Raw genomic sequence first — 25,554 nt, 5'->3', positions numbered from 1 at the left:
CCGAGGAAACACCCATCCGAGCCGTGAGACAGCGGGTAGCTGCTCAGCGCCTCGTCTCGTACCTGGTCAGGACCACGCCGCCGGGAAACGTCCGCGTCTCCACCAGGTTCAGGTTCACCCAGCTGTCCAACGCGGTGAAGAACGGCGTGCCGCCGCCCACCAGGACCGGCGCGGTGGCCAGCACGTACTCGTCAATCAGCCCGGCCCGCATGGCCGCCCCGGCGAGCGTCGCGCCGCCGATGTCCATCGGGCCGCCGTCCTCGGCCTTGAGCCGGGTGATCTCGGCGACCGCGTCGCCGGTGACCAGGCGGGTGTTCCAGTCGACCTTGTCGGCCGTCGAGGAGAACACCACCTTCGACATGTCCCGCCAGCGGCGCGCGAACTCGATCTCCGCCGGGGTGGCGTCGGGCTGCTGGTCGCCGGTCGGCCAGTAGGAGCTCATCGTCTGCCACAGCTTGCGCCCGTACAGCGTCAGGTCGGTTGCCTGCAACTGGTCGGACCAGAACTGGAACAGCTCGTCGCTCGGCACGCTCCAGCCGATGTCGTCGCCGGGCGCGGCGATGTAGCCGTCCAGGGACAGGTTCATGCCGTAGATCAGTTTCCGCATGGCGCCAGCCTTCCGTGAGTCGGTCTCACGCGTACAGACCGGCGCGGCGCGGGAAACTCATTGGTGCGCCCTGAGTTCACCTGTAGTCCTCGTGCTCGGTGGCTCAGCCGCGGACTCATCGTTCCGCCGAGGAAATGGCATCGATCTGAGACTGATCTTGAGTGACATCGCGGTGAGACAACAGAGAACCAGCAGGTCACAGTAGATCGACATGGCATCGGCGGCGAGACCCTACGGCTGCCTGTCCGTTCGGACGGTGTGTCAGAGCATGGCGAGCCGGTCCACCAGCAGCGAGATCCTCCGCTCGGCGTCCGGCGGCGGCAGCCGTCCCGCCCGGGTCAGGGTGGCCAGCCCGTGCAGGGCCGCCCAGAACACCTCGGTGAAGAGTGCCGGGTGGACTCCGTCCCCGGCGACCTCGCCGAGGCTATCCAGCAGGGCGGCGAAGGCGTCCTTCAGCTGCTCCGGGGTGTCCTCGTGCGCGAACGCCAGGCCGCCGTCGAGCTGGAACATGGCGTCGTAGACCGCCGGGTTGTGCTCGGCGAAGTCGAGGTAAGCGCGAGCGAGGGCGGTGACCCGGTCGCGAGGGCCGTCCGCGGCGGAGGTCGCGGCCCGCAGCGCCGCGGCCATCTCGGAGGCGCCCTCAAGGGCGACGGCGCCGATGATCTCGCGCTTGCCGCGGAAATGGCTGTAGAGGACGGGCTGGCTGTATTCGATGCGCTCGGCGAGCCGGCGGGTCGTGACCGCGTCCCAGCCCTGCTGCTCGGCGAGTTCGCGGGCCGTCGCCACGATGAGGCGCTCGCGGCCCGCCCGTTCGCGCTCCTTGCGTTCCTGTACCGACATGATGCGATCCTAGCATCGCTAGACAATCGAGCGACAGTAGATCTAGCGTTGCCTCATCATCTAGCAACACTAGATTCTAGGAGGGATCATCATGCTCAACGCACTCGGGGTCTTCACCACCGTGGTCGTCGGCCTGATGGTGGGGGTGGAGTTCTCCGTCGCCTTCGTCATCAACCGGATCCTCAACGGACTCCCCGGTGACAACGGCTTGCGCGGCCGCACCCACGGGGCCCGGATGCTCGGCGCCGTGATGCCGTTCTGGTACATCGGCTCGCTCGTCCTCGCCACCATCTGGGCTGTCGCCGGATGGCATCACCATGGCGCCGGCCTCGTCGTCACCGCCGCCGCGCTGCTGATCTTGAGCGTGATCATGTCGCTCCTGCTGCTCGTCCCGATCAACAACCGGGTCAAGACGTGGACCGCCGACGGCCTGCCGGCCGACTGGAAGGAGCAGATGAACCGCTGGGACCGCTTCCACTACGTCCGCGTCGCCGTCATCATCGCCGCCTTCGCCCTGCTGGCCGCCGCCCTCGCCTGAGCCCGCGGGCCGGGCTCTGCCGCGCAGGCGAGGTCGCGCGCGGGGCGTTGTCCGGTGGTCAGGAATGCCGTCACCGCGTTGTTCGCGCACGTGTTCCGGCCGAACGGGTGGACACCGTGGCCGCCTTGGTCGGCCGTCACCATCCTGGCCCGGTCACCGAATGCCCTCCGCAGCTTCTGGGCGCCGGCCAGCGGTGTCCCCGGGTCGCGGAGATTCTGCACCATGAGCACGTCCGACGGGCCCCGGTCACCGATGGTCACCTGCGGCTCGTCGATCGGGTCGGGCCAGTACGCACACGGCCCGATGCCGGCCGTTGACCCGCCCAGCATCGGGTACCGGACGCGGTCGACCGCGACGTCACGCTGACACCGTGGTACGAGAGCTTCGATTCGCCCAGCGCCGCCCGTATCCGGTCCATGTCACGCGCGGTGCTCGCGGTGGTGGTGTAGGGCAGCATCCACGCCGTCCCCGACTGGCGCACTGCCCGGCGATGGTCTTCGCATACTAGGCCTGCTTCGCGACGTCGGCCGCGGTGTGCGCGTACGGCGGGAAGTTGCCCCGTGCCTTCTGCTCCGGTGTCAGATCACACGTCACCGGTGTGCTGTGGCCGACGCCGCGCGGGTCGGACCCGATCACGTCATAGGCGTCCAGCACGCTCTGCGGGAGACCGGCTGCCGCGACAAGGGCCGGGAAATTGAGCCCTGTCCCGCCCGGCCCGCCCGGATTGGTGAACAGGACGCCGCGGCGCTGCGCCGGCTTCTTGCTCGCCACGCGGAAGATCGCGATCGCGATCGCGATCGCGATCGCGATCTTCCGCCCGTCCGGGTTCCGGTAGTCGAGCGGGACGTCGAGTGTCGAGCACTCCAGACCGGGCAAGGCGACATCCGCCGGGCACGGGCCCCATCGCACGGTGTTGGGCGTCGCGGCTGCCGACACCCCCGGGATCGCGGCCGCCGCCATCGCGGCGACGGCGAGGGCGAGGGAGCACCTGGGCCGGCACGACGGCCAGCGAACGTTCGGTTGCCGAGATGTCCGCGTCGGCGACGGCTCTGCCCAGCCGGGGCGGGAGATCGGTCGGCGCGGTCTCGCGCAGGAGCAGGGCGAGCTCGACGCGTATCCGTCGCAGCCGTTCGATGGTCGCGGCCAGCTCGGCGTCCAGCACGCGCGGCGCGTCCTCGGGGGAGTTCGTCGGCATCGCCCAGCTCGGCGATCTGCTTCAGCGAGAGCCCGAGCTGGGTCAGGCGCTTGATCCGCGACACGCGGACGAGGTGGGCCACGCCGTGGCTCTTGTAGCCGTTGGCCCGGCGCTCGGGCTCGGCGAGCAGGCCGACCTCGTGGTAGTGGCGGATCGCGCGCAACGTCGTGCCGGCGAGTTCAGCGAGCTGACTGGTACTTCATCCCACGACATCCCTCAGACCCGGGTTTCCGGCGACGCGGACGCGCCGACGGACCCATGGGAAACCATGCCGCTACGGCCTGGTCAAGACGATCGAGGACCTTTCGACGGAAGGGCGGCCGGATCGCGTGTCCCTGGTCCGGGAGTCCGATGTCCCCGGGGGGCGCGCGTTGCGCGTCCCCACCGGGGCAGCCGTCCGGCTGGGGCCAAGGCGGCCCTGGGGTCAGGCGTAGAAGTTGCGCTGCCAGCGGTGCTTGGCGAGCAGGGTGAGCTGGTCGTCGGTGAGCAGGCGCCCGTCGCTCACGGCGGTGTTGCGCTCCACGTTCCGTACGGTGCGCATGCCGGGGATGACGGTGGAGACGGCGGGTGCGCTGAGCACGTACCGCAGCGCGGTTTCCGCGATCTCATCGGGGGCGATGCCCATCTCGGTCGTGATGGCGTTGACATGCCGCTCGACCTGGGCGGGACGGTCGTCGCGGAAGTAGCGGGCGCGGAAGTCGCCGTCGGGGAAGGTGGTTCCGGCCGTGATGCGCCCCGTCAGGCCTCCTTCGTCCAGGGCCACCCGGACGATCACGCCGACTCCGTGTTCCTGGCAGGCGGGAAGCAGGGTGTCGGCCGGGGCCTGGTCGAAGATGTTGTAGATGACCTGGACGGTGTCCACCACGCCGCTGCGGACCAGGGCGAGGGCATTGTCGGGCTGGTGGTCGTTGATGGATACGCCGAACAGGCGGATCTTCCCCTGCTGCTTCAGCTCGGCGATGGTCTCCAGCCAGTCGCCGCGCCCGGCCCATTCGTCGCTCCAGACATGGAACTGCAGTACGTCGAAGTGGTCCAGGCCGCTGACGCGCAGGCTGGTCTCCAGGCTGTCGCGGATATGCGCGCCGGGGAAGGTCTCCGCGGGGTCCAGCCCGTCGGGGGCCGGCCAGACGCGGTTCTTCGGTGGCACCTTGGTCGCCACGTACACCTGGTCGCCGGCCCGCTCACGGACCACCTGGCCCACGATCCGCTCGCTCTCGCCGTAACCGCGCGCGGTGTCGATGAAATTCACGCCCTGGTCGATGGCGCGGTGCAGCGCGCGTACGGACTCGTCCTCCGTGGCGCCCACCCAGCCGGACTCGCCGATGCCCCAGGCTCCGTAGCCGATCTCGGACACCGACAGTCCACTGCGTCCCAGCTCGCGGTAGTGCACAGTGCTCCTCACGTCATGGTTGGTCGGGATGGTGGGTCAGGCCGCTCGTTCCGCGGCGCCGCGTTCTACGCAGAATTCGTTGCCCTCCGGGTCCGCGAGGGTGACCCAGCCCCTGCCGTCGGGGCGGCGGTGGTCGCCCACGAGGGTGGCGCCGAGGGCGAGGAGACGGTCCACCTCTTCGTCGCGGGTGCGGTCCTGGGGCTGGAGGTCCAAATGAACCCTGTTCTTGGCGGACTTGCCCTCGGGCACCTGGATGAACAGCAACGCGGCGCCCTCTGACACGAGCAGTGCTTCCGGGTCCCCGGGCTGGTCGTCGTCCGCCAGGGAGGCGTCGAGGACCTTGCCCCAGAAGCCGCCCAGGGCGTAGGCGTCCGCACAGTCGATGGTGATGTGGCGTACCAGGGATGTCATGCGGTCACTCTGATCATTCCGGCCGTTTCTGTCCAGATGATTCCGTGGTGCGAAAAGAAGTCGACTGGACGTGCTGTCGCCGGTAGATGTGGAGCATGACCTCATCTCCCGAAGAGCTCTTGCCCAGCACGCGTCGAGCTCTGTCGCATCGCATCGCCCGAGCTCAGGCCGAGGGCCGCGCCCCGTCGCTGGTCGCCGCGGTGGCGCGGGAAGGGCGGATGGTGTGGACGGGGGCCCGTAGTTGCATGGAGGGGCATGCTCCGGACGCGGATACGCAGTACCGGATCGGGTCGATCACCAAGACGTTCACCGCCGTGCTGGTGCTGCGGCTGCGTGATGAGGGGCTGCTCGATCTGAATGACCCGCTGGAGAAGCACCTTCCGGGTACCGGGGTGGGCGAGGTCACGATCGCTCAGCTCCTGGGGCATAGCGCGGGGTTGCGTGCGGAGGCTCCGGCGCCCTGGTGGGAGCGGACACCGGGTTCGCTCCGTCCGGAGCTCGCGGACGTCCTCGGTGAGCGGCCCGTGGTGCACCCGGCGGGGCGGCGCCACCACTACTCGAATCCGGGCTTCACGCTGCTCGGTTCGCTGGTGGAGGCCGTGCGGGGGGCGTCCTGGGAGGAGGTGCTGCGGCGCGAGGTTCTTGAGCCGTTGTCCATGGGCCGTACGTCCGCTCAGCCGGTGGCTCCGCACGCGGGTGGCTGGGCCGTGCATCCCTGGGCCGATGTGATGCTGCCGGAGCCGGTGGAGGATCTGGGGCTGATGGCCCCCGCCGGTCAGCTCTGGTCGACGGCCGCCGATCTCTGTCGCTTCGCGGTCTTCCTCTCGGAGGGGGACGAGAGGGTCCTGAGCGCGGAATCCGTACGAGAGCTGCGGACTCCGGCCGTGCCGCCCGAGGCCGGGGAGCGGAACGGCGGCTACGGGCTCGGAACGCAGCTTGTCTGGCGAGAGGACCGGACGCTGGTGGGGCATACGGGTTCGCTGCCCGGCTTTGTCGCTGGTCTGTGGGTCAGCGTGGAGGAGGACGTGGCCGCGGTGGTGCTGGCCAATGTCACCTCGGGGCCGTATGCCGGGGCGGTCGCGGCCGAGCTCATCGGCATTGTGGCGGACGCGGAGCCTCGCATGCCCGAACCGTGGCGTCCGCTGCCCGAGGCCCGGCCGGAGCTGCTGGCTCTCACCGGGCCGTGGTACTGGGGCACGCAGCCCTACGCGCTGAAGTGGTCGTCGGACCGGGGCCTGGAGCTGACCCTGCTACGCGGAGGCGGACGTGGTTCCCGCTTCGTGGTGCGGCCGGACGGCGACTGGCGAGGGCTTGATGGCTACTACGCGGGGGAGACCCTGCGGGTGGTGCGGCGCCCTGACGGCTCGGTGAGCCATCTCGACCTCGGGTCGTTTGTCTTTACGCGTCAGCCGTATGAGCCGGGCGACGCGGTGCCCGGGGGTGTGGACGCGAGGGGCTGGCTCGGCCTCGGGGATTTCGGGGAGTAGGGCGACCGCGATGTTTCACGTGAAACCGGGCGTGCCGGTCAGTCGGCGGTAGAGCGCGTGCGGCTCAAAGCCGCACGCTCGGATTGACGTGAGTTCGTTCCGGTGACCGTGGATCACCGCCCGGATGACGGTTTCGCCGGCTTCGCAGCAGGCGACGAGGTGTCATCGGCAAGGATGCGGTTCTCAGATATTCATCTTGAAACCGACATGTGAGGCGGTGAAGCCGAGCCGCTCGTAGAAGCGGTGGGCGTCGGTGCGGCTGGCGTCGGAGGTCAACTGGACCAGCTGGCAGCCCTGGCGGCGGGATTCATCGACCGCCCACTCGATGAAGCGGGTGCCGAGTCCGCTGCCGCGCTCGTCGGCGTGGACGCGTACGGCTTCGATGATGGAGCGGGTGGCGCCGCGCCGGGAGAGACCAGGGATGATCGAGAGCTGGAGCGTGCCGATGACCTGGCCGTCGCGTTCCGCCACCACCACGTGCTGGTTCGGGTCGCGGGCGAGTCGTTCGTAGGCCTCGGTGTAGGGGGCCAGGTCGTCGAGTGATTCGCGCTGGGCACCCAGAGGGTCGTCCGCGAGCATCGCCACGATGGCGGGGATGTCGTCGGGGAGGGCAGGCCGTATGTTCAGATCGCTCATGATCCGCAGCGTACGCCTGGGGTCGGCGGCAGGACTCGGACGGAGGCTGTGACCGGTCTGCGGCCCGGTGGCCTGCACCATGGCGCCGTGTGGCTTCCGGGCGTCCTGGCCGGACGGGCAGGACGGGCAGACTCAGCCGGTGGCCATGTTCAGCGGTGCGAACCGCCGGGATCGGTCGCCGGGCAGGCCCCGGTCGCCGTATGCCATGAGTGTGGTGAGGGTGACCGGCTTCAGATCGTGGTCCTTGAGCCAGTTCAGCAGTTCTGTGTGGCGCAGGTCGATGACGGTACGTACGGGTCGGTCCGAGCCGGTGGCGAGCGAGGAGATCAGCGCCTTCGCGGTCTCGGTGTCCTGGGCGATCACGGGGCCGATGACATCGGCGGCCGGGGTGGGCCAGATCGCCGCGTATCCGATGAGGGTGGAGCCTTCCTCCGCGACTCTGATTCGGTCGGCGAAGGCGGGGAGCCGCGCGATGAGATGGGTGCGGTCCGCTCCGAGGACTTCGGTATCCAGGCGTACAAGGGCCGGCAGGTCGCCGGCGGACGCGGGGCGAGTGGCGACCTGTGGCGGGTGCTCCGGTGACCGGAGGTGTCCGAGGAGCGTCTCGGCCTCGCCGATGTCGGTGAAGCCGAGCTTCTCGTAGAGCGGGCGTCCGAACGAGGTGGCGTAAAGCGTGAGCGGGGTGTCTCCGGCCTCGTGCAGCGCGTGGTTCATGAGGCGCCGCCCGAGCCCCTGTCGGGCGTGCCGTCCGGCGACGAGCAGCATGCCGATGGCCGCGAGTTCCGGACGGTCCGCGGGGCCGTACGAGGTGACGACGCAGACGGCGGCCAGTCCGTTGCCCGTCGGGTCGTCGATGCCGTACGCGGTGCTCGCCGCGAGCAGCAGGCCCCATCTGCGCTCCTCGCGTGCCCAGTCGCGGTCCTCGGCGAGGTCTGCGCAGGACTGGAGGTCGCTCATGGTCAGACGGCGGATCGGCTGTGCGGAGAGCGGTGTCGGCATAAGGGTCAGGCTGTCGGAGCAGATGATCGTTCGTCCACCGCTTTACGAGAAGTGATCCGACGGGATGTAGCGGGGCGCTGCAGCCTCCTTCCACGCCGTGTGAGTCCCCAGGGCTTGAGGACGGAGATCGCTGTCATGAAGAAATAGGCGCAGCTCGCCACTATGGGCGCGGCGACGAGGCTGCTGTCGGGGAGTCCGGCGGCCGCGGCGTCGTTGATGCCCGGCCGCAGGGCGAAGACGGTTGCCGCGAGGGTGATCAGGGTGAGCCAGAACTTGGTCCACACCCAGCGGTGTCGGGCCAGGCCCCAGGGGGTTCCGAGTGAGAGCAGGACTCCGCTGAGGAGGGCGAGCAGGGCGATGGGGATGATCAGCCAGTCGGCGAAGATCTTCATGGCGCGGTAGGCGGCCTGTGTGGTGGTCGCGTCGTCGGTGATGAAGGCGGTGACGCCGAGGGCGAGGAGGCCGAGGGTGAGTCCCAGCCAGCTCACGGATGTGGCGACATGCGTGACGAGGAGGGCCCGGCGCGGGCGCCGCTTGAGTTGTTTCACGTGAAACACGGTGCCTGGCGGCGGGGCCTGGGGGCGTCTGCCCGTGGGAGTAACCGTGCGTACTAACCTCGGCGTACATGGCGAGCGTGCGCAGACTTCATCTCTTCGATCTCGATGGAACGCTGATCCGTGGTTCGGCGGCGGCCGTGGAGATTTCGCGGCAGCTGGGACTGGGGGCCGAAATCGCGGAGCTGGAGCGTGAGTTCCTGTCCCTCGGGCTGGCGCCGGACGAGTTCGCGGTGCGGGCCCGGGAGCTGTGGGCCGAACTCACTACGGTGCAGGTGGCGGCGGCTTTCGAGGGTGCGCCCTGGCTGTTGGGTATCCGTGAGGTCTGGGCGGATATCCGGAAGCGGGGGGATTACTGCGCTGTTATCTCCCTGTCGCCCGACTTCTTTGTCGCGCGGCTGTTGGAGTGGGGTGCCCATGCCGCGTATGGTTCCCGCTGGCCGGTGCTGCCTTTCACCGAGCCGGTGGACCGGGCGGGCATTTTGAACCCCGCCGCCAAGGTGAAGATCGCGAACCGGCTGTGTGCAGAGTTCGGGGTGAGCCTGGACGACTGTGTCGCCTACGGTGATTCGATGTCGGACGCGGAGATCTTCGCCGCGGTGCCCCGGGCGGTGGCGGTGAATGCGGACCACCATCTGTCGGGGCTCGCCACACACACGTACACGGGGGGTGATCTGCGTGAGGTCTACGAACTGGTCCGCCTCCAGTGAACCGGTACGGCGGCGGCAGTAATACTCTGACCCGGAGGTGCCGCGGGAAACGCGGCCGGAATTCGGCGAATGAGCACAGGAGCGATGCAGCCTAACGGTAAATCCGGTGTGGATGCCCGGACTTCGCGCTCTTTGTCCCCTGTGGCGAGTTCGCATGTCATGCTGCGTGTGCAGGCGTTGCGGACAATGTCGCACTCCTTCACCTTGTGCCCGGATTGGGGCTTCGGGGGAGGTTAACGTGAGGTATCAACAGTCCTAGTCAGAGCGGGGAATTGCTAGCGTATTCCGGGCCAGCGGAAGTGCGCAGACCGACCGAAAGATGTTCGAGGCGAGGCACACCATGGACGCTCCGACCACCACGTCGGCCGACAACGGCACTTCTGGAGACGGCGGAGGAGGCGGCTGGTTCGCCCCCCGTAGGGCGCCGAAGAGCGAGAGCCGGCCGGACTCCGGGACCACGGGCGGCGCGGAGGAGGCAACGGGCCGGGAGCGAATACCCGTCCCGATTCGCTCGCTTGCCTCCATACGCCCGGTGGGCTCCGGGGCGGCTCGTTCCGCTCCTTCTTCGCGTGAACGCGCCACGGGACATGAGGCACGGACGGATACGGCGGCCGGACGGCAGCCGGGGCCCGTGGATGATGTGCCCGAGGCATTCCGGCCGCGCGGCAAGGGGGTACGCGGCGGGGACGGACCGGCTCCTCATCCGCCGGTCCACGAGGATCCCGCCGAGCCCGCCGATCCCGTCACGGCCGTCGCAGACTCCGCCGTAGCCGCTACCGATCCCGTCACGGCGGCCGGCAGCGGCGCTGAACCGGCCTCCGTGGCCCTGCCGGAAGAAGTGCCGCCAGGAGCGGTGGAGGCGGGCTCATCGGCGTCGGGCGCACCGGTGTCGGGCGCGCTGCCTCCCGAGGTTCCGGCGCCACAGCCGTCCACCCCGGCCCCGGCCACGCCTTCCGCTTCCGCCGGCCCTTCCGCTCCCGCGGACGACCCGAACGCTTCTCCGGACGCGGTCCTTGTCCGCCGTACGCTGGCGGAGATCGCTCCGGTCGCCGACCAGGTCACCTCGTACTTCTACTCGCTGCTCTTCGTCCGTCACCCGGATCTGCGCGCGCTGTTTCCCGTCGCCATGGACGCGCAGCGCGACCGGCTCCTCAAGGCGCTGCTGACCGCCGCCGAGCATATGGACTCCCCGGACGTGCTGACGGGCTATCTCCGGCAGCTGGGCCGGGGGCACCGGAAGTACGGCACACAGGCCACGCACTATCCCGCCGTCGGCGAGGCGCTGCTGGGCGCGCTGTCCCGTTATGCCTCCGCCAGTTGGGACGACGAGACCGAGGGCGCCTGGGTCAGGACGTACACCACGATTTCGCAGATCATGATCGACGCGGCGGCTGAGAACGAACGGCACGCGCCGGCGTGGTGGCAGGCCGAGGTGGTCTCGCACGATCTGCGCACGTCCGACATCGCTGTCGTCACGGTCCGCCCCGACCAGCCGTATCCGTTTGTGGCGGGGCAGTACACGAGCCTGGAGACGCCGTGGTGGCCGCGGGTCTGGCGGCACTACTCGTTCGCTTCCGCGCCTCGCCCGGACGGTCTGCTGTCCTTCCACGTGAAGGCGGTTCCGGCGGGCTGGGTCTCCAACGCGCTGGTCCATCACGCCCGTCCCGGCGACGTTCTGCGTCTCGGCCCGCCTGCCGGTTCGATGACGGTCGACCACAGCACGGACAACGGTCTGCTCTGTCTGGGCGGCGGTACGGGCATAGCGCCGATCAAGGCGCTCGTCGAGGATGTCGCCGAGCACGGGCACCGGCGCCCGGTCGAGGTCTTCTACGGCGCGCGCCATGACGAGGATCTGTACGACATCGAGACGATGCTGCGGCTCCAGAGCGTGCATCCGTGGCTGGCGGTGCGTCCGGTGGTCGCGGAGGGGCCCAGCCAGGGGCTTACGGGGCGGCTTCCGGAGGCGGTGCGCGACTACGGCCCCTGGCATGAGTACGACGCGTATCTGTCGGGGCCGCCGGGGATGATCCGCAGCAGTCTCGACGCGCTCAAGGGAGCCGGGATCCCGCTGGAGCGGATCCGTCACGACTCCCTCGAAGAGCTGGTGGCGGCGATCGGCTAGGTCCTGCCTGGTGGGAGAGGGGCCTGGGGCCGGCCGCGCCGGTCTCAGCCCAGGTCGGGGGCGTGCATCGCGCGTACGCCCTCGATATTGCCGTCCAGGTAGTGCCGCAGTGACAGCGGTACGAGGTGGACGGCGGCGATCCCGACGCGGCTGAAGGGCACCCGGACGATCTCGTACTCCCCGTGGGGCTCCTCGATCTCGGGGCCGTGCCGCTGCGAGGGGTCCATCGACGCCAGCCGGCAGACGAAGAAGTGCTGCACTTTGACGCCGGTCACGCCGCCGTCGGCGATGTGTTCCACGGTGTCGACGAAGCAGGGCACCACATCCATGACCTTGGCGCCGAGCTCTTCGTGGACTTCGCGGTGGAGTGCGTCGACGACGGTGGCGTCCGTCGGCTCCACTCCGCCGCCGGGGGTGAGCCAGTAGGGATCGACTCCCGGCTTGGTGCGTTTGATCAGAATCAGCTCGTCGCCGTCGAGCAGGACGGCGCGTGCGGTGCGCTTGACCACGGGCCTTTCGGTCATGGGAAGAGGTTCGCCCGGGATTCGCCTTCTGAAACTCCCGCCGGTTCTTCCCTTACCACTCCTCCGCGGCGCGCAGCAGCCATTCGTGTGCCCGTGCGACGGGCGGCAGGGTGAGGGTGCCGGTGCGTACGACCAGGAAGTAGGTGCGCAGCGGGGGCACGGGCGGATCGAGCAGTGCGACCACTTCTCCGCGCTCCAGCGCTCCTTCGCAGAGGTAGCGGGGCAGTACGGCCAGTCCGGCGCCCGCCGCCGTGCATTCGAGGACGGCCCGCAGGTCGGGGGCGATGACGGTGCCGGCGGCGGCCGGCTGGGACTCGAAGACGCTCGCCCAGTAGCGGGAGACGAGCGGGAGGGACTCGTGCACTTCCACCACGGGCAGCTGTTCCAGCACCACCTGGCCCTCGCGCAGTACGTCGTGGCCCAGCCGCGCGGCCCAGCGGGGTGCGGCGATCAGTACGTGCTCCTCGTCGCAGAGCGGGGTCGAGGTGAGCAGTCCGCCGCGTGGCCGGGTGGTGGTGATGGCCAGATCGTGGTGTCCGGCGGCCAGCCCTTCCAGGGCCTCTTCGGGGTTGCCGAAGAACGAGGTGCGCAGGGCGAGGCCCTGGGTGGTGAGCGGGGTGAGCGCGGGCAGGGCTCGCAGGGAGGTGAACTCCGGTGGTCCGGCCAGGTGGAGTGTCCGTACGCCGGATTCCTCGTCGAGTCCGGTCTCGGCGATCTCGACGAGCGCGTCGAGATGGGGCGCGGCGCGCTGGGCTAGTTCGTCGCCGATGGTGGTGGGGGTCACGCCGCGCGCCTGGCGCAGGAAGAGGGGCCGGCCGAGCTGTCGTTCCAGGGTTCTGATCTGGCCGGTCACCGCGGGCTGGGAGAGGCCGAGCAGGGCCGCGGCGCGGGTGAAGGAGCCTGCGCGGTGCACGGTGACGAAGGTGCGCAGCAGGGCCAGGTCCATGTTCCCGCTCTCCCGTCTTGAGCCTCCGGCCCCCGCGGCAACTCCGGACAGTCAACTATAAATAAGTCGATAGGTCGCTGTCGCTACTGTGATTGGACACTGACGCAGAGTCAACTAGCCTTGGGCAAATGGTTCTCCGCGCGTGGAACCTGGGACGGTCCGAGCCATGAGGGGGGAGGCTCGGACCGTCTGCCCGGAGGACCCGGAGGACCCGGAGGACCCGGAGGACCCGAAGGACCCGAAGGGCCCGGAGGACCCGGAGGACCCGAAGGGCCCGGAGAGCGCGCGTCACGCGCGGAATCCAGCGGGCTCAGCGGACCCGGAGAGCGCGCGGGGTGGCGTGGGGGGCATGCCACAGGGGCTGTGCTCAGGGAGCCGCCTCGTCCAGCGCCCGCAGTACATCCGCGACCAGGTCTTCGGGATCCTCGGCTCCGACGGAGAAGCGGATGAAGCCTTCCGGTACGGCGTCGCCGCCCCATCGTCCGCGCCGTTCCGCCGTGGACCGTACGCCGCCGAAGCTCGTCGCGTCGTCGACCAGCCGCAGTCCGTCCAGGAAGCGTTCGGCCCACTCCCGGTCGGGAAGCACGAACGACACCACGGAGCCGAAGCGCCGCATCTGCTGGGAGGCGACGCGGTACGAGGGGTCGCCGGGCAGGCCGGGGTAGCGCAGCCCTTCGACGTCGGCGCGCGCCTCCAGCGCTCGCGCCAGTACCAGCGCGCCGGCGCACTGCCGGTCGACGCGCAGCTGGAGCGTGGCCAGTGAGCGGTGCGCGAGCCAGGCCTCCATCGGCCCGGGGATCGCCCCGACGACCTTGCGCCAGCGCCGTACACCCGCCGCCAGTTCCGGATTCCCGCTGGTGACATGGCCGAGCAGGATGTCGCCGTGGCCGGTCATGCCCTTGGTGTCGCTGGCCACCGAGAAGTCCGCGCCCAGTTCCAGCGGTCGCTGGCCGAGCGGGGTGGCGAGGGTGTTGTCGACGGCGACCAGCGCGCCCACGGCGTGCGCAGCCTTCACCAGCCGCCGGATGTCGCAGACGTCCAGGCCGGGGTTGGACGGTGTCTCGATCCAGAGCAGCCGCGCCCCCTCCAGAACGCGTAGCTGGGCGTCCGCACCGGTCGGCGCGGTCCGTACGGTCACGCCGTACGCCTCCAGGCGCTCCCGCAGCAGCGGCAGGGCCTGGTAGCCGTCGTCCGGCAGAACGATCACGTCACCGGCCCGCAGCTGGGAGAAGGCCACCGCCGAGATCGCGGCCATCCCGGAGGCGAAGACGACGGTCTCGGCCGGCTCCCCCGGCGCCTCCAGCTCGCTGATGGCGCGTTCGAGGTGGGTCCAGGTCGGGTTCTCGTCCCGGCCGTAGGTGTACGGTCCCGTCGGCTCGCCCGGCAGATGGTAGTGGGCGGCGAAGACCGGTCCAGGCAGGGTCGGTTCGTACTTCACGGGGTCGGGCAGCCCGGCCCGTACCGCTCGGGTGCCGTCCCCGATGCTCATGCCGTCTCCTCGCTCGCTCATGCCGCCTTCTCGATCGCGTTCCGTACGGTGGCGAGCAGCCCTTCGCTCGCCGCCTCCACCATCTCCAGGCACTCCTCGAACCCGGCGCTCCCGCCGTAGTACGGGTCGGGTACGCCGAGGCCGCCGGACGGTTCGCCCGAAAGGCCGCGGGAAGGATCGGGGGCGGGACCGAGGGACAGGTCGTAGGAGCGCAGCAGGCGTACCTTCGCCGCGTCCTCCGGCGTCGGCGCGAGGCGCCGCAGCTCGCGCAGATGCCCTTCGTCCAGTGCGATCACCAGGTCGAGCCGCGGGAACCACGAGGCGTGGAACCGCCGTGCGGTGTGGTCACTGCCGTAGCCGTGCGCGTCGAGGACGGTGACGGCGCGCGGGTCCGCGCCGTCACCTTCGTGCCAGCCGTCGGTGCCCGCGCTGTCCACTTCGACCAGGCCGTCGAGACCGGCTTCCGTCAGGCGTGCGCGGAAGACGGACTCGGCGATGGGCGAGCGGCAGATATTGCCCGTGCAGACGAAGCAGACGCGGTAGGGAGAGGTCATGGGGCCGCTCAGTCCTTGCCGTCGGGGAGCACGATGTTCAGCGCCCACGACACGATCGAGATGATCAGGCCGCCGAGTACGGCTGTCCAGAAGCCCTCGACATGGAAGCCCAGGTCGAGCGTGTCCGCGAGCCACGAGGTCAGCAGCAGCATCAGGGCGTTGATCACCAGCGTGATCAGCCCGAGCGTCAGAATGAACAGCGGCAGTGTCAGCAACTGCACCACCGGCTTGACTATGAAGTTGATCAGGCCGAAGAGCAGGGCGACGAGCACCAGCGTCAGGGCCTTCTTGCCGGTGCTGTCGCCGGTCAGGGTGATGCTCTGGATCAGCCAGATCGCGACTGCCAGGGCGCCCGCGTTGGCGATCGTCTTGACGAGGAAATTCTTCATGTGTCTGATCGTGGCATGAAGGCATTCCGACTGGATGAGCTGGAGGCGGAACGTGCCGCCAATGACGGGGCGTATCTGCAGTTTGTGCGGGAACGCAACATGTCCGTGGGGCTGTACGCGCTGGACGCCGGCGGGAGCGATCCGCAGCAGCCGCACCGGCAGGACGAGGTGTACTTCGTCGTGAGCGGCCGTGCCTCGCTCACCGTCGGGATGGAGACCACACAGGTCAGCCGGGGAAGTGTGGTGTACGTCCCGGCCGGAACCGCGCATAAGTTTCATCACATCAGCGAGGACCTGCGGGTGATGGTCGTGTTCTCGCCGCCCGAGGGCTGACCGCCGCCCCCGCGCCGTTCCCGCCCTTCCTCCCCTCCCCGCCCCTCCCTTCCTGTCCCTCCCGTCCATCCGCCCGCCGCTTCCCCCACCGTCCGTCCCGCCGCCTCGCCGTCCCCGTCCGTCCGCCGTCCGACCCTCAGGTCCGCCTCAGGGTCGGATCAGGGGACATCGGGGGCCGCGGGGCCTCCGTGCACGTTCCCTCGGCTCTAGCATCGAGGGAGCAAGAGGCATACTCGGGCTTTCGGCGAAGCGAGGTAAGGACGATGGCGGTTCGGGACGTACTCACAGGGCTTCCCTGGTGGGTGAAGTGGATCGCGGTTCCCGTGATCGTTCTCGTCGTGTTCGGCGGACTGATCACGACAGTCATCTCGATCGTGGTCGGCCTGCTCTTCAAGGTGCTGATCCTGGTGGCTCTGGTCGGCGGACTGGTCTATCTCGTACGGAAGTTCATGTCTTCCGCGTCCTCCTCGTCGCGCGGCGACTGGTAGAACTCGTCGCTCGAACGGCCGTTAGCCCGCGCGAGGGAAAGGTGAAGGGGAAATCATCCCTCGCCCCGGCCTGCCCTTAGAGTGGCAAACCACTGCCGCGCCCTGGGAAAACACCATCGACGATCGCCCTGACCATTGGTTTGTGCGATTTTTCTGGGCGGGGCCTCAAGGTTCCTCGGGTCCGCCTCAAGGTTCCTTCGGTCCCTCGGTTCCCTCAGGAGTGCGGCGGGCGCGCGGGGGCGGCCCCCGCGGGCGGGCTCTGGCCCGTCAGCACGCCTGGGGGTGACCTTTGGCCACAGCTACACGTACCGCAGCCCCAACTCTGATCGGTTCGGTACAGCGAGCGCTGCGACTGCTGGAGTCGGCGGCCTCCCATCCGGACGGGGCACCCGCGAAGCAGCTCGCACGCGAGGCCGGACTTCCGCTCCCCACCGCCTACCACCTGCTGCGCACGCTCACGTACGAGGGCTATCTCCGCCGCGAGAAGGGCGTCTTCGTCCTCGGTGACGCCGTACAGCGGCTGGCGCACGGCGTCGGCCCGCAGAATCGTCGCAGCAAGATCATCGAATCGCTCGGCCGATGGCACGACGCGACCGGGGCCCCGGTGTACTTCGCGGTCTACGACAACGGTGAGATCGATCTCGTCTCCGTGGCGGACAGCCCCGAGGCCCCGGCCGTTGCCGACGGTGCGGACATCCGCGAGAGCGGGCACGCGCACGCGCTCGGGCAGTGTCTGCTCAGCCGGCTCGACGAGGAAGCCCGCCGCGATCATCTGGATCGCCACCCCGTCCGCCCGCTCACGCCCTATTCCGTGCCGGACCGCGGGACGCTGCTGGAACGCCTCGGCTCCCTGGGGCCCGCGGAGCCGGTGGTGGAGCGGCAGGAGTACCGGCTCGGCACCGTCTACGCGGCCGTACCGATCGAGGCCGGAGCCGCCGCGGGCGCCGTGGCCATTTCCATACCACTCCATCAGCAGGAGCGGCTGCTTCCGGCGGTCGAGCGGTTACGCAGAGAGATCGAATCGCTGGCGAGCTCTCTCGCCCTCTCTATCAGTATCTGAAAAATTACTCCTTGTGATCTGCTAGCGCTTACAGCACGATGGCGTCAAGAGGGTCCATGGGATCATTCCCAGCCACTGCTTCATCTACTCCGGAGTACACGATGCGCGAGTCGGTCCAGGCCGAGGTCCTGATGAGCTTCCTCGTCTCCGAGGAGCTCTCGTTCCGAATCCCGGTGGAACTCCACTACGAGATGCGGGATCCCTACGCCGTGCGGATGACCTTCCATCTGCCCGGCGATGCCCCCGTGACCTGGACTTTCGGCCGCGAACTGCTGCTCGACGGAATCAACACACCCAGTGGGGACGGCGATGTGCATATCGCGCCGACCACGCCGGAGGACCTCTCCGACGTCCATATGCGGCTCCAGGTCGGCGACGATCACGCCCTTTTCCGGGTCAGCGCGGCGCCGCTGGTGGCCTTCCTCGACCGTACGGACCGACTGGTCCCGCTCGGTCAGGAGCGCACGCTCAGTGACTTCGAGGGCAATCTGGAGGAGGCGCTCGGCCGCATCCTCGCCGAGGAGAACGCCGGCTGACCGCCCATCCGGCCGCGCGCCATCACGGTCACTTCTTGCGCCGGCGTCCCCTGCCACCGAGCTTGCGGGTCAGCGCGTTCTGCGCCGGCAGCGAGGTGGCCGTCGTAGAACCCTGTTCAAGCGCTGAACCGCGTCCGGGCGCTGAACCCGGGCCGGAAGCGGGCCCCGAACCCGGGCCGGGGCCCGGTCCCGCGGGCGCCGGGTACGGTGCCATGGCGGGCGCCTCCGGGGCCTGCCGGTCGGCGGAGACCACCAGCGCCGCCAGCGCTGTCGTGACCGGTACGGAGGCGACCAGTCCGATCGAACCCACCAGGGTACGGACGATCTCCTCCGCCACCAGCTCGCTGTTCGCGACCGTTCCCATGCTCGACTGCGCGATCGAGAAGAGCAGTAGAAGCGGCAGCGCCGCGCCCGCGTAAGCGAGCACGAGCGTATTGACCACCGAGGCGATATGGTCCCGGCCGATCCGGATGGCCGCCCGGTAGAGCGCGCGCGGGCCCATCGTCGGATCCGCCTGACGCAGCTCCCAGACCGCCGAGGTCTGGGTCACCGTCACATCGTCGAGCACGCCGAGCGAACCGATGATCACGCCCGCCAGGAGCAGACCGCTCATATCGATCTCGGGATACAGGCCGTGGATCAGCCCGGTGTTGTCGTCGGTGTTGCCGCTCAGGCTCGCCCAGCCGATGAAGACCGACCCCAGCAGTCCGATCAGCAGCAGTGAGATCAGTGTGCCCAGCACCGCGACCGAGGTGCGTGCCGTCAGACCATGGCAGAGATAGAGGGCGATCAGCATGATCGCGCTGGCGCCGACGACCGCCACGATCAGCGGATTCGATCCCTGGAGGATCGCGGGCAGGATGAAGAGCGTCAGCACGCCGAACGAGGCGATGAGCGCGACCAGCGCCATGACGCCGCGCATCCGCCCCACCACGACCACCACGAGCGCGAAGATCCCCGCCAGCAGCGTCAGCGGGAACTTACGGTCCACATCCGTCACGGAGTACTGGAGATCCCGCGGCGCGTCGGGGGCGTAGGCCACCACGACGCCCTGTTTCACGTGAAACTGCCGCGGCGCGTCCGGCTGGACGACCTCGACGAAGGTCCGCCCCTTCTCCTTGCCGGTCGTGACTTCGACCGTGGCCTTCTTGCACTCCCCGGTCTCCGCCTGCTGCGCCTCACGGCCCTGGGGCTTTGTGGTGTCGCCGGTCGACGGGAGCTGGGAGGCGTTGACGTCCTTGCAGTCGACTCGTTCGATCCGTACGACCTGGCCCTGCTCCGTCTGCCGGTCGAAGCCCACGCCGGTGCGCTCGTGTGCCGGAGTACCGCCCGGCCAGAGCACGGCGAGTCCGACAGCCACGGCGGCCGCGAACGGAATCAGCACCGCCGCGATGACCTTGCGGAGGTGCTGGGAGACCGGAGCGGCCGGGCCATGGCTGTGCGAGTGGCCGTGCGCTTCGTGAGTCTGCTGGGGAGGGGTCACCGACCGATCATCGCAAGAAGGAAGGGGCCCTCTGTTCAGCACGCCGGATATGACGCTAGCGTGGAGGCAACCTTTGCACACGCGGGAGCTCGGAGCACCGGGCTGAGAGGGCGCTGACTGTGTGCCCGGGATCACATCCCCGGACACCTGCGCTGCGCCGACCGCTGAACCTGTTACCGGGTAATGCCGGCGTAGGGAGTAGGTCTCATGACCGTTCAGGCCGCACATCCGTCTGCCTCCGATTCGGGGAAGCCGAGCGAGGCGGGAAAGTCCATCGGCTGGCACAAGGGATACGTCCAGGGTTCACGCCCGGACCTCCAGGTGCCCGTCCGTCAGGTGCATCTCACCAACGGCAAGGACGTCACGCTGTACGACACGTCGGGTCCGTACACCGATCCCGGCGTCGAAACCGACGTACGCCGCGGACTCGCACCGCTGCGCGAGAACTGGATCATCGGTCGCGGCGACACCGAGGAGTACGCGGGCCGGCCGGTCCGCCCCGAGGACGACGGGCTCAAGCACACCTCACCGCGCGGAGGACTGCTCCGGAGCGGATCGACCGATCTGCGCGGTCTCGACGCGGTCTTCCCCGGCCGGCCGCGTCAGCCCAGGCGGAGCCGGGACGGGCAGTCGGTGAGCCAGCTCGCGTATGCCCGGCGCGGGGACATCACCCCGGAGATGGAGTACGTCGCGATCCGCGAGAACGTGCCCCCGGAGGTCGTCCGCGAGGAGATCGCCGCCGGGCGGGCCGTACTGCCGGCGAACGTCAATCACCCGGAGATCGAGCCGATGATCATCGGCAAGCGGTTCCTGGTGAAGGTCAACGCCAATATCGGCAACTCCGCCGTCACGTCCTCCATCGAGGAGGAGGTGGAGAAGATGACCTGGGCGACCCGCTGGGGCGCGGACACGGTCATGGACCTCTCCACGGGCCGCAATATCCACACCACCCGGGAGTGGGTGCTGCGCAACTCCCCCGTCCCCATCGGCACCGTCCCGCTGTACCAGGCGCTCGAAAAGGTGGACGGGAAGGCCGAGGAGCTGACCTGGGACATCTACAAGGACACGGTCATCGAGCAGGCCGAGCAGGGCGTCGACTACATGACGGTGCACGCCGGAGTGCTGCTGCGGTACGTGCCGCTGACGGCCCGTCGCAAGACGGGCATCGTCTCGCGCGGCGGTTCGATCATGGCCGCCTGGTGTCTCGCGCACCACAAGGAGTCGTTCCTGTACGAGAACTTCGAGGAGCTGTGCGAGATCCTCGCGGCCTACGACGTCACGTACTCGCTGGGTGACGGTCTGCGGCCCGGTTCCATCGCGGACGCCAACGACGAGGCGCAGTTCGCCGAGTTGCGCACGCTGGGCGAGCTGAACTCGACCGCGAAGCGGCTGGGCGTGCAGACGATGATCGAGGGCCCGGGGCATGTCCCGATGCACAAGATCAAGGAGAACATCGACCTTCAGCAGGAGATCTGCGAGGAGGCGCCGTTCTACACGCTCGGCCCGCTGACGACCGATGTGGCCCCGGCGTACGACCACATCACCTCCGGCATCGGCGCGGCGATGATCGCGTGGTGGGGTACCGCGATGCTCTGCTACGTCACCCCCAAGGAGCACCTCGGTCTGCCGGACCGCGACGACGTGAAGACCGGTGTCATCACGTACAAGATCGCGGCCCATGCGGCGGACCTCGCCAAGGGGCATCCGGGGGCGCAGGAGTGGGACGACGCGCTGTCGGACGCCCGGTTCGAGTTCCGGTGGGAGGACCAGTTCAATCTGGCACTCGACCCGGACACGGCACGGGAGTTCCATGACGAGACCCTGCCGGCCGAGCCGGCGAAGACGGCGCATTTCTGTTCGATGTGCGGGCCCAAGTTCTGCTCGATGAAGATCTCGCAGGACATCAGGCGCAGGCACGGCGGCGAGATGGAGTCGGCCGGTACGGAGCCGGCGGCGACGGGGTCTGCCGAGCTGGGGTCCGCCGAGATCGAGGCGGGCATGGCGGAGAAGTCCAAGGAGTTCGCCGCGGCGGGCAACCGGGTGTATCTGCCGCTCGTGGACTGAGTGAGCGTCTGTCGCGGGCGGGCGCGGGGTGTCGCGGGGGCGTCTGCCTCCGCGGCGCCTCCCCGGCGCCTCCGCAGTGCTTCCGTAACGGGGCCGCGCACCGGCCCGTACCGTCGGGCACTCGTACCCTCGCGCACCGGCCGGAGGGCTACTCCGGCCGGTGTTCCGGGCCTCCGAAGTCGGGGCTGGAGAAGTCCGGGCTGCTGAAGGTCGGGCGCCGGCCGCCGGTCGAGCCCTCGTCGGGGCTGGAGAAGTCGGGGCGGCTGTAGCCGATCTTGGGCAGATGCTTCGCAGGCTGCGCCGGGCGCGGTGCCGGCGGGGCGGCCGGGGTGGCGCTCGGGTCGGCCAGCGCGGCCCGCAGGAAGGGCAGGACGCCGCGCTCCAGCAGGGCCTGACGCCAGGCGTCCCGTGCGCGGGCCACCTCCTCGGGCAGCTCGTCGCCCCACCCTTCCTCGGCCGGAAGCTGGGTCGCGGTGTTGCGCAGGGCCGTGACGAGCAGACCTGTCGCGGCGACCAGGAGGCCGACGACGGTGACGGCGGCGAAGAACCAGCCGACCGCGACCATGCTGCGGGCGAAGGCGGGCGGCGGGCTGAGCGCCTTGAGGAGGTAGCCGACGAGCAGGAAGATCACCGCCGCGGTGCCGCCGAGGACCGGGGCCAGCACGGCGATGACGGCCGCGAGCCCCGCTCCGGCCTCCGGAGTCTCGCTTCCCGACGGGGGCGAGGCGGTGTCACGCACCGACGAAGACGAAGACGAAGCCAAGGATGAGGACGAGGACGAGGGCGCCGGTGAGCGGAATTCCTCGCGGATCTTCGCGAAGTGTGCGTACTCGGCGGCGGCGGATGTGGTGATGAGCGCCGTGGCGCCGAGGGCCATCGTGCGCAGCTGCTCGCTGTTGAGCCGCTGTCCGGCCGCGGAGAGTTCCGCGTGGTCGTGTGCCTGGCGCAGTGCCTCGTCGAGGATCCGCTCGAAATCCGCGCGATCCTCGCTCAGCAGGTGTGGAGCGCTGTTCATGTGCATCCCCCGATGCTCCGTAGGGCCGGTCCGCCCGTGTGGACGGGCAGTTGGCGGAAACGGAGGAGAGCCTGCTACGGATAAGGCGATGGTAGAGCCGTTGTGGCGGGGCGTGACAGGGGGTTTGGGGAAATCACCTGTCACACATTGATTCAGTTTTCCAGTGGAAGCTGTACGACCAGCAGCTTTCCCGCCATGGTGACGCCACCGTCCATGGCGATGGCAAGCGCGTCGGCATATACGTGTGGCCCTTCCACTACCGGGCCCGTGTCGCCTTCGTCGTCCGAAGCGTCTTCTGTGCCGACTTCGCCGAGCAGATAGGGAATGGGGCTGTGGCCGTGGACGACCCGCTTTCCGCCGTACTGGGAGAGGAGTTCGCGCACGGCCTGCGGTCCGCCGTCGTCACGGAACGCGAAGCGTTTGGTGAGTTTGCGGAAGAGGTCCCAGCATTCGTCGGCGTCATTGCGGGTGAGGATCTGATGGACGGTGTCGTTGACGTCCTCGATGGTGGATCCGTAGTCCAGATAGGCCGTCGTGTCGGAGTGCATCAGCAGATGCTCGTCCTCCTCGACGACCGCGTCGAGCCGGGACATCCACTGCAGATGGACGTCCTGGAGGCGCTCCATATCGGTCCGCTGGCCACCGTTGAGCAGCCAGGCGGCCTGGAAAGTGGCGGTGCCGGCGCCCGAGTTGACGGGCGTGTCGCCGAATCGCTTGGCGCCGATGAGCAGCAGTTCGTGATTGCCCATCAGGGCCTTGCAGTAGCCGCCGGCCGCCGCCGCCTCGGCGGAGAGCCGCATGACGAGGTCGATGACACCGATGCCGTCGGGGCCGCGGTCGGTGAAGTCGCCGAGGAACCAGAGCCGGGCGTTGCCCGCGGCCCATTGGCCGTCGGCGTCGATGAGGTCCTGCGCGGCCAGCGCGGCGAGGAGTTCGTCGAGATAGCCGTGGACGTCGCCGACGACGTAGAGCGGGCCGCGGCCGTCGGGCGCGGGCGGCTCCACGGGGTCGACCCGCACCTGGACGGTGTCCCCCCGGTTGATCACCGGGAGGTCGCGTTCGGTGGGGGTGTAGCCCTCGGGTGGTTCGTGGTCCGGGACCGCGTTGCCGGGATGCCCGGACGGGCCGTCGGCCGGCGGTCCGGACGGTCCGGGCTCTCCGGACTGCACGGGAACCTGCGCGTACGGCGGTACGCGGAAGTCGCGCAACGTCGCCGTCCGCACCACGGGTCCCTCGCCGGCCCCCTGTGTCATCGACCCCTCCACCACCGTCGCGCCGCCGTACACCTCTCGGGCCCGCCCGGCTGGATGGGGGTGAGCCATCGCAGGTAGGACGAGGTCCGTGGTGTCGTGCGCCCATCATAGGAACGCCGCTCCCGCTCTGTGACGCACCAGGGGGGAGAATTCGGCGGGACCTCGGGTTCAGCGGCTGTTTTCGCGCCGATCGCCCGAAATGCGAAAAGGTCTGGTCCTTCTTTCGGCCCCTGGGGCGGCGAGTCTCCGGCACTGTCCGGCACCGTCTTGCGGGTGTACCGGGGGCCGCTCGGCGAGTCGTCGGGACCGTATGGCGGCCCCGCGGGCCCGCCTGACGGATCCTCCGAGCCGCCCGACGTGTCCCCGGGACTGCCCGGTGTGTCCCCGGGGCCGTTCGCGGGTCCCCGGGAAGCTCCACGGACCCGGGGACCGTATCGTCCGTTGCCTCCGCCTTCGGTCAGTCGCCCGCGGGGGACCGGGGCGCGCTGACCGTGGTGCGCGGCGGCCGCCGCTGGGAGGAGGTCCGGATGATCAGTTCGGTCGGTATCACCTGCTCGACCGGCCGGCCGGTGTCGATCCCCTCGATGGCGTCGATGAGGAGCTGGATGACGGCGGTGCCGATCCGGCGAGGCTTGAGCGAGAGCGTGGTGATGGGCGGTTCGGTCGCGGCGTACACCGTGGACTCGCTGCAGCAGACCAGCAGCAGATCCTCGGGGACGCGCAGCCCGTAACGCCGGGCCGCGGCGAGCAGATCGGTGCCGTTGGGGTCGAAGAGCCCGTAGACGGCGTCGGGGCGGTCGGGGCGGGCCAGCAGCCGGTCGGCGGCGACTGCCCCGGCACACGGGTCGTGGGCGGGATAGGACTCGTAGACCGGGTCCTGGCCGACGCGCTCGCACCAGTGCAGATAGGCGGTGGTGGAGAGCCGGGTGTAGGTGTCCGTGGTGGTGCCGGTGAGCAGGCCGATCCGGCGTGCTCCGGCCGCGGCGAGATGGTCGAGAAGTTCGAGGACGGCCGCCTCGTGGTCGTTGTCGACCCAGGCGGTGACGGGGAGGGTGCCCGCGGGCCGGCCGTCGGAGACGACGGGAAGGCCCTGGCGGACGAGTTCGGTGACGACCGGATCGTGGTCGGAGGGGTCGATGACGACGGTGCCGTCGAGGGCGACGTTCGACCAGACGTCATGGCGGGAGGTGGCGGGGAGGATGACGAGGGCGTAGCCGCGTGCGAGCGCGGCGGAGGTCGCGGCCCTGGCCATCTCGGCGAAATAGGCGAACTCGGTGAAGGTGAAAGGTTCATCCCCGTATGTGGTCACGGTCAGGCCGATGAGTCCTGACTTGCCGGTACGGAGGGTTCGGGCCGCGGCGGAAGGCCGGTAGCCGAGGCGCTCTGCGACTTCTCGGACATGGCGTCGGGTGGCGTCGGGTAACCGCCCCTTGCCGTTGAGCGCGTCCGAGACAGTCGTGATGGAGACACCGGCTGCGGCGGCTACGTCCCGGATGCCCGCCCGACTTTGCCGGCTTCCCCGGCGGGTTGTGTCCGTCCGGCTCACCTGGTGTTTCCCTGCTGCTGTCATGGCGAGCCGATAGTAGGGCGCTGAGGGGCGGTGGGGCCGGTCGCATATGCACCCGGCAGCAGGCACGTTTCTGCATGATCCAAAATCATCAACGAGCTTGGAAGATAAGGGCGTTGGTGGGTTTCGCATTGGTCTGGCATGTGAGGAGCGGCATGGACCTGTCGAAGGGCCCATGTTTCGAAGAGGTCTCAACTCACCTCTACGGGGGATGCGCGCCACGGCGCGGGCCACCGGCGCGCGCCAGGATGGCGAGCGCGCCCCACTCTCGCGGGCTTTCCCGGTGCCCGCCATTCGCAGGGGCCGCGAATCCTCATAGGGTGAGCAGTATTGAAGAGGTAAGGACCCGTGAACGGCCGAGGAG

24 protein-coding genes and 3 pseudogenes are annotated in these 25,554 nt (G+C 69.3%); 9 read left to right on the top strand and 18 right to left on the bottom strand.

Annotated elements, in window-relative coordinates:
* Nucleotides 1–43 precede the first annotated feature (43 nt).
* The gene (locus tag ACZ7LS_RS24150; RefSeq protein ID WP_385130952.1) at nt 44–607 is read right to left on the bottom strand and encodes a dihydrofolate reductase family protein; all 564 of its coding nucleotides are present in this window, start codon (nt 605–607) and stop codon (nt 44–46) included.
* Between the two features lie 261 nt (nt 608–868).
* Nucleotides 869–1,447, bottom strand: coding sequence for a TetR/AcrR family transcriptional regulator (locus tag ACZ7LS_RS24145; protein WP_382666538.1), 579 nt, complete (start codon nt 1,445–1,447; stop codon nt 869–871).
* A gap of 91 nt (nt 1,448–1,538) precedes the next feature.
* Between ACZ7LS_RS24145 and ACZ7LS_RS24140 the strand changes: the two genes are divergently transcribed.
* Nucleotides 1,539–1,985 (top strand): anthrone oxygenase family protein, encoded by a 447-nt coding sequence (locus ACZ7LS_RS24140; protein WP_385130949.1) that lies wholly within the window; start codon nt 1,539–1,541, stop codon nt 1,983–1,985.
* 5 nt (nt 1,986–1,990) lie between these two features.
* On the opposite strand, the pseudogene ACZ7LS_RS24135 reads toward ACZ7LS_RS24140, so the two are convergent.
* The 4 genes and pseudogenes from ACZ7LS_RS24135 to ACZ7LS_RS24120 all read right to left on the bottom strand — a co-directional run.
* Nucleotides 1,991–2,945: pseudogene (locus ACZ7LS_RS24135) on the bottom strand (alpha/beta hydrolase); the annotation flags it as partial.
* Nucleotides 2,946–3,244: 299 nt separating this feature from the next.
* Nucleotides 3,245–3,343, bottom strand: a pseudogene (locus tag ACZ7LS_RS24130) (MerR family DNA-binding transcriptional regulator); the annotation flags it as partial.
* A gap of 261 nt (nt 3,344–3,604) precedes the next feature.
* Complete coding sequence (locus tag ACZ7LS_RS24125; protein WP_382666632.1) at nt 3,605–4,570, bottom strand: aldo/keto reductase; 966 nt, start codon at nt 4,568–4,570, stop codon at nt 3,605–3,607.
* A gap of 39 nt (nt 4,571–4,609) precedes the next feature.
* Nucleotides 4,610–4,981 (bottom strand): annotated as a pseudogene (locus ACZ7LS_RS24120) (VOC family protein); the annotation flags it as partial.
* A 95-nt stretch (nt 4,982–5,076) separates the two neighbouring features.
* On the opposite strand from ACZ7LS_RS24120, the gene ACZ7LS_RS24115 reads away from it, so the two are divergent.
* Nucleotides 5,077–6,468 (top strand): serine hydrolase domain-containing protein, encoded by a 1,392-nt coding sequence (locus tag ACZ7LS_RS24115; protein ID WP_385130948.1) that lies wholly within the window; start codon nt 5,077–5,079, stop codon nt 6,466–6,468.
* 183 nt (nt 6,469–6,651) lie between these two features.
* Here the strand turns inward: ACZ7LS_RS24115 and ACZ7LS_RS24110 are convergent, their stop codons facing one another.
* From ACZ7LS_RS24110 to ACZ7LS_RS24100, 3 genes are all read right to left on the bottom strand, one after another.
* Entirely contained in the window at nt 6,652–7,104 is a 453-nt protein-coding gene (locus ACZ7LS_RS24110) for a GNAT family N-acetyltransferase (protein WP_382666529.1), read from the bottom strand.
* Nucleotides 7,105–7,236: 132 nt separating this feature from the next.
* On the bottom strand, nt 7,237–8,103 hold the full coding sequence (locus ACZ7LS_RS24105; RefSeq protein ID WP_382522363.1) for a GNAT family N-acetyltransferase: 867 nt from the start codon (nt 8,101–8,103) through the stop codon (nt 7,237–7,239).
* A 5-nt stretch (nt 8,104–8,108) separates the two neighbouring features.
* A complete protein-coding gene (locus ACZ7LS_RS24100; protein WP_385130943.1) occupies nt 8,109–8,651 on the bottom strand; it encodes a DUF2269 domain-containing protein in 543 nt (180 codons plus the stop codon).
* Nucleotides 8,652–8,728: 77 nt separating this feature from the next.
* Between ACZ7LS_RS24100 and ACZ7LS_RS24095 the strand changes: the two genes are divergently transcribed.
* Both ACZ7LS_RS24095 and ACZ7LS_RS24090 read left to right on the top strand, forming a co-directional pair.
* The gene (locus ACZ7LS_RS24095) at nt 8,729–9,367 is read left to right on the top strand and encodes an HAD family hydrolase (RefSeq protein WP_382522369.1); all 639 of its coding nucleotides are present in this window, start codon (nt 8,729–8,731) and stop codon (nt 9,365–9,367) included.
* Between the two features lie 319 nt (nt 9,368–9,686).
* Complete coding sequence (locus tag ACZ7LS_RS24090) at nt 9,687–11,489, top strand: globin domain-containing protein (protein ID WP_469448868.1); 1,803 nt, start codon at nt 9,687–9,689, stop codon at nt 11,487–11,489.
* A gap of 44 nt (nt 11,490–11,533) precedes the next feature.
* On the opposite strand, the gene ACZ7LS_RS24085 is transcribed toward ACZ7LS_RS24090, so the two are convergent.
* The 5 genes from ACZ7LS_RS24085 to ACZ7LS_RS24065 form a co-directional block, all read right to left on the bottom strand.
* A complete protein-coding gene (locus tag ACZ7LS_RS24085; protein ID WP_382522374.1) occupies nt 11,534–12,013 on the bottom strand; it encodes an NUDIX domain-containing protein in 480 nt (159 codons plus the stop codon).
* A 52-nt stretch (nt 12,014–12,065) separates the two neighbouring features.
* Nucleotides 12,066–12,959 (bottom strand): LysR family transcriptional regulator, encoded by an 894-nt coding sequence (locus ACZ7LS_RS24080; RefSeq protein ID WP_129767320.1) that lies wholly within the window; start codon nt 12,957–12,959, stop codon nt 12,066–12,068.
* A gap of 367 nt (nt 12,960–13,326) precedes the next feature.
* On the bottom strand, nt 13,327–14,469 hold the full coding sequence (locus ACZ7LS_RS24075) for a cystathionine gamma-lyase (RefSeq protein ID WP_382522377.1): 1,143 nt from the start codon (nt 14,467–14,469) through the stop codon (nt 13,327–13,329).
* Nucleotides 14,466–15,002 (bottom strand): low molecular weight protein-tyrosine-phosphatase, encoded by a 537-nt coding sequence (locus tag ACZ7LS_RS24070; protein ID WP_382522380.1) that lies wholly within the window; start codon nt 15,000–15,002, stop codon nt 14,466–14,468. Before ACZ7LS_RS24070 ends, ACZ7LS_RS24075 begins: the two co-directional genes overlap by 4 nt.
* An 8-nt stretch (nt 15,003–15,010) precedes the next feature.
* Entirely contained in the window at nt 15,011–15,391 is a 381-nt protein-coding gene (locus ACZ7LS_RS24065) for a phage holin family protein (RefSeq protein WP_382666513.1), read from the bottom strand.
* Nucleotides 15,392–15,406: 15 nt separating this feature from the next.
* Between ACZ7LS_RS24065 and ACZ7LS_RS24060 the strand changes: the two genes are divergently transcribed.
* The 4 genes from ACZ7LS_RS24060 to ACZ7LS_RS24045 all read left to right on the top strand — a co-directional run bounded on the left by ACZ7LS_RS24060 (nt 15,407) and on the right by ACZ7LS_RS24045 (nt 17,808).
* The gene (locus tag ACZ7LS_RS24060; RefSeq protein WP_382666510.1) at nt 15,407–15,724 is read left to right on the top strand and encodes a cupin domain-containing protein; all 318 of its coding nucleotides are present in this window, start codon (nt 15,407–15,409) and stop codon (nt 15,722–15,724) included.
* Between the two features lie 263 nt (nt 15,725–15,987).
* Entirely contained in the window at nt 15,988–16,212 is a 225-nt protein-coding gene (locus tag ACZ7LS_RS24055) for a DUF5326 family protein (RefSeq protein WP_385130935.1), read from the top strand.
* 289 nt (nt 16,213–16,501) lie between these two features.
* The gene (locus tag ACZ7LS_RS24050) at nt 16,502–17,272 is read left to right on the top strand and encodes an IclR family transcriptional regulator (RefSeq protein ID WP_385130932.1); all 771 of its coding nucleotides are present in this window, start codon (nt 16,502–16,504) and stop codon (nt 17,270–17,272) included.
* Between the two features lie 101 nt (nt 17,273–17,373).
* Nucleotides 17,374–17,808, top strand: coding sequence for an SsgA family sporulation/cell division regulator (locus tag ACZ7LS_RS24045; protein ID WP_129767327.1), 435 nt, complete (start codon nt 17,374–17,376; stop codon nt 17,806–17,808).
* 28 nt (nt 17,809–17,836) lie between these two features.
* Here ACZ7LS_RS24045 and ACZ7LS_RS24040 read toward each other — a convergent pair whose 3' ends face one another.
* Nucleotides 17,837–19,291 carry a YibE/F family protein gene (locus ACZ7LS_RS24040; RefSeq protein WP_382666501.1) on the bottom strand — a complete coding sequence of 485 codons (1,455 nt, stop codon included), beginning with the start codon at nt 19,289–19,291 and terminating at the stop codon, nt 17,837–17,839.
* 207 nt (nt 19,292–19,498) lie between these two features.
* On the opposite strand from ACZ7LS_RS24040, the gene thiC reads away from it, so the two are divergent.
* A complete protein-coding gene (gene thiC / locus ACZ7LS_RS24035) occupies nt 19,499–21,355 on the top strand; it encodes a phosphomethylpyrimidine synthase ThiC (protein WP_385130927.1) in 1,857 nt (618 codons plus the stop codon).
* A gap of 148 nt (nt 21,356–21,503) precedes the next feature.
* Here thiC and ACZ7LS_RS24030 read toward each other — a convergent pair whose 3' ends face one another.
* From ACZ7LS_RS24030 to ACZ7LS_RS24020, 3 genes are all read right to left on the bottom strand, one after another.
* Nucleotides 21,504–22,376 (bottom strand): hypothetical protein, encoded by an 873-nt coding sequence (locus tag ACZ7LS_RS24030; RefSeq protein ID WP_382522400.1) that lies wholly within the window; start codon nt 22,374–22,376, stop codon nt 21,504–21,506.
* A gap of 146 nt (nt 22,377–22,522) precedes the next feature.
* Nucleotides 22,523–23,638: a metallophosphoesterase gene (locus tag ACZ7LS_RS24025; RefSeq protein ID WP_382522789.1), complete on the bottom strand. Its 1,116-nt coding sequence runs from the start codon at nt 23,636–23,638 to the stop codon at nt 22,523–22,525.
* A 442-nt stretch (nt 23,639–24,080) separates the two neighbouring features.
* The gene (locus tag ACZ7LS_RS24020) at nt 24,081–25,193 is read right to left on the bottom strand and encodes a LacI family DNA-binding transcriptional regulator (protein ID WP_030349867.1); all 1,113 of its coding nucleotides are present in this window, start codon (nt 25,191–25,193) and stop codon (nt 24,081–24,083) included.
* Between the last annotated feature and the right edge of the window lie 361 nt (nt 25,194–25,554).

The organism is Streptomyces sp. NPDC039430 (assembly GCF_055639435.1).
Note: the sequence above shows the minus strand (reverse complement) of the source record. Positions and strands in the feature narration are given on the sequence as shown.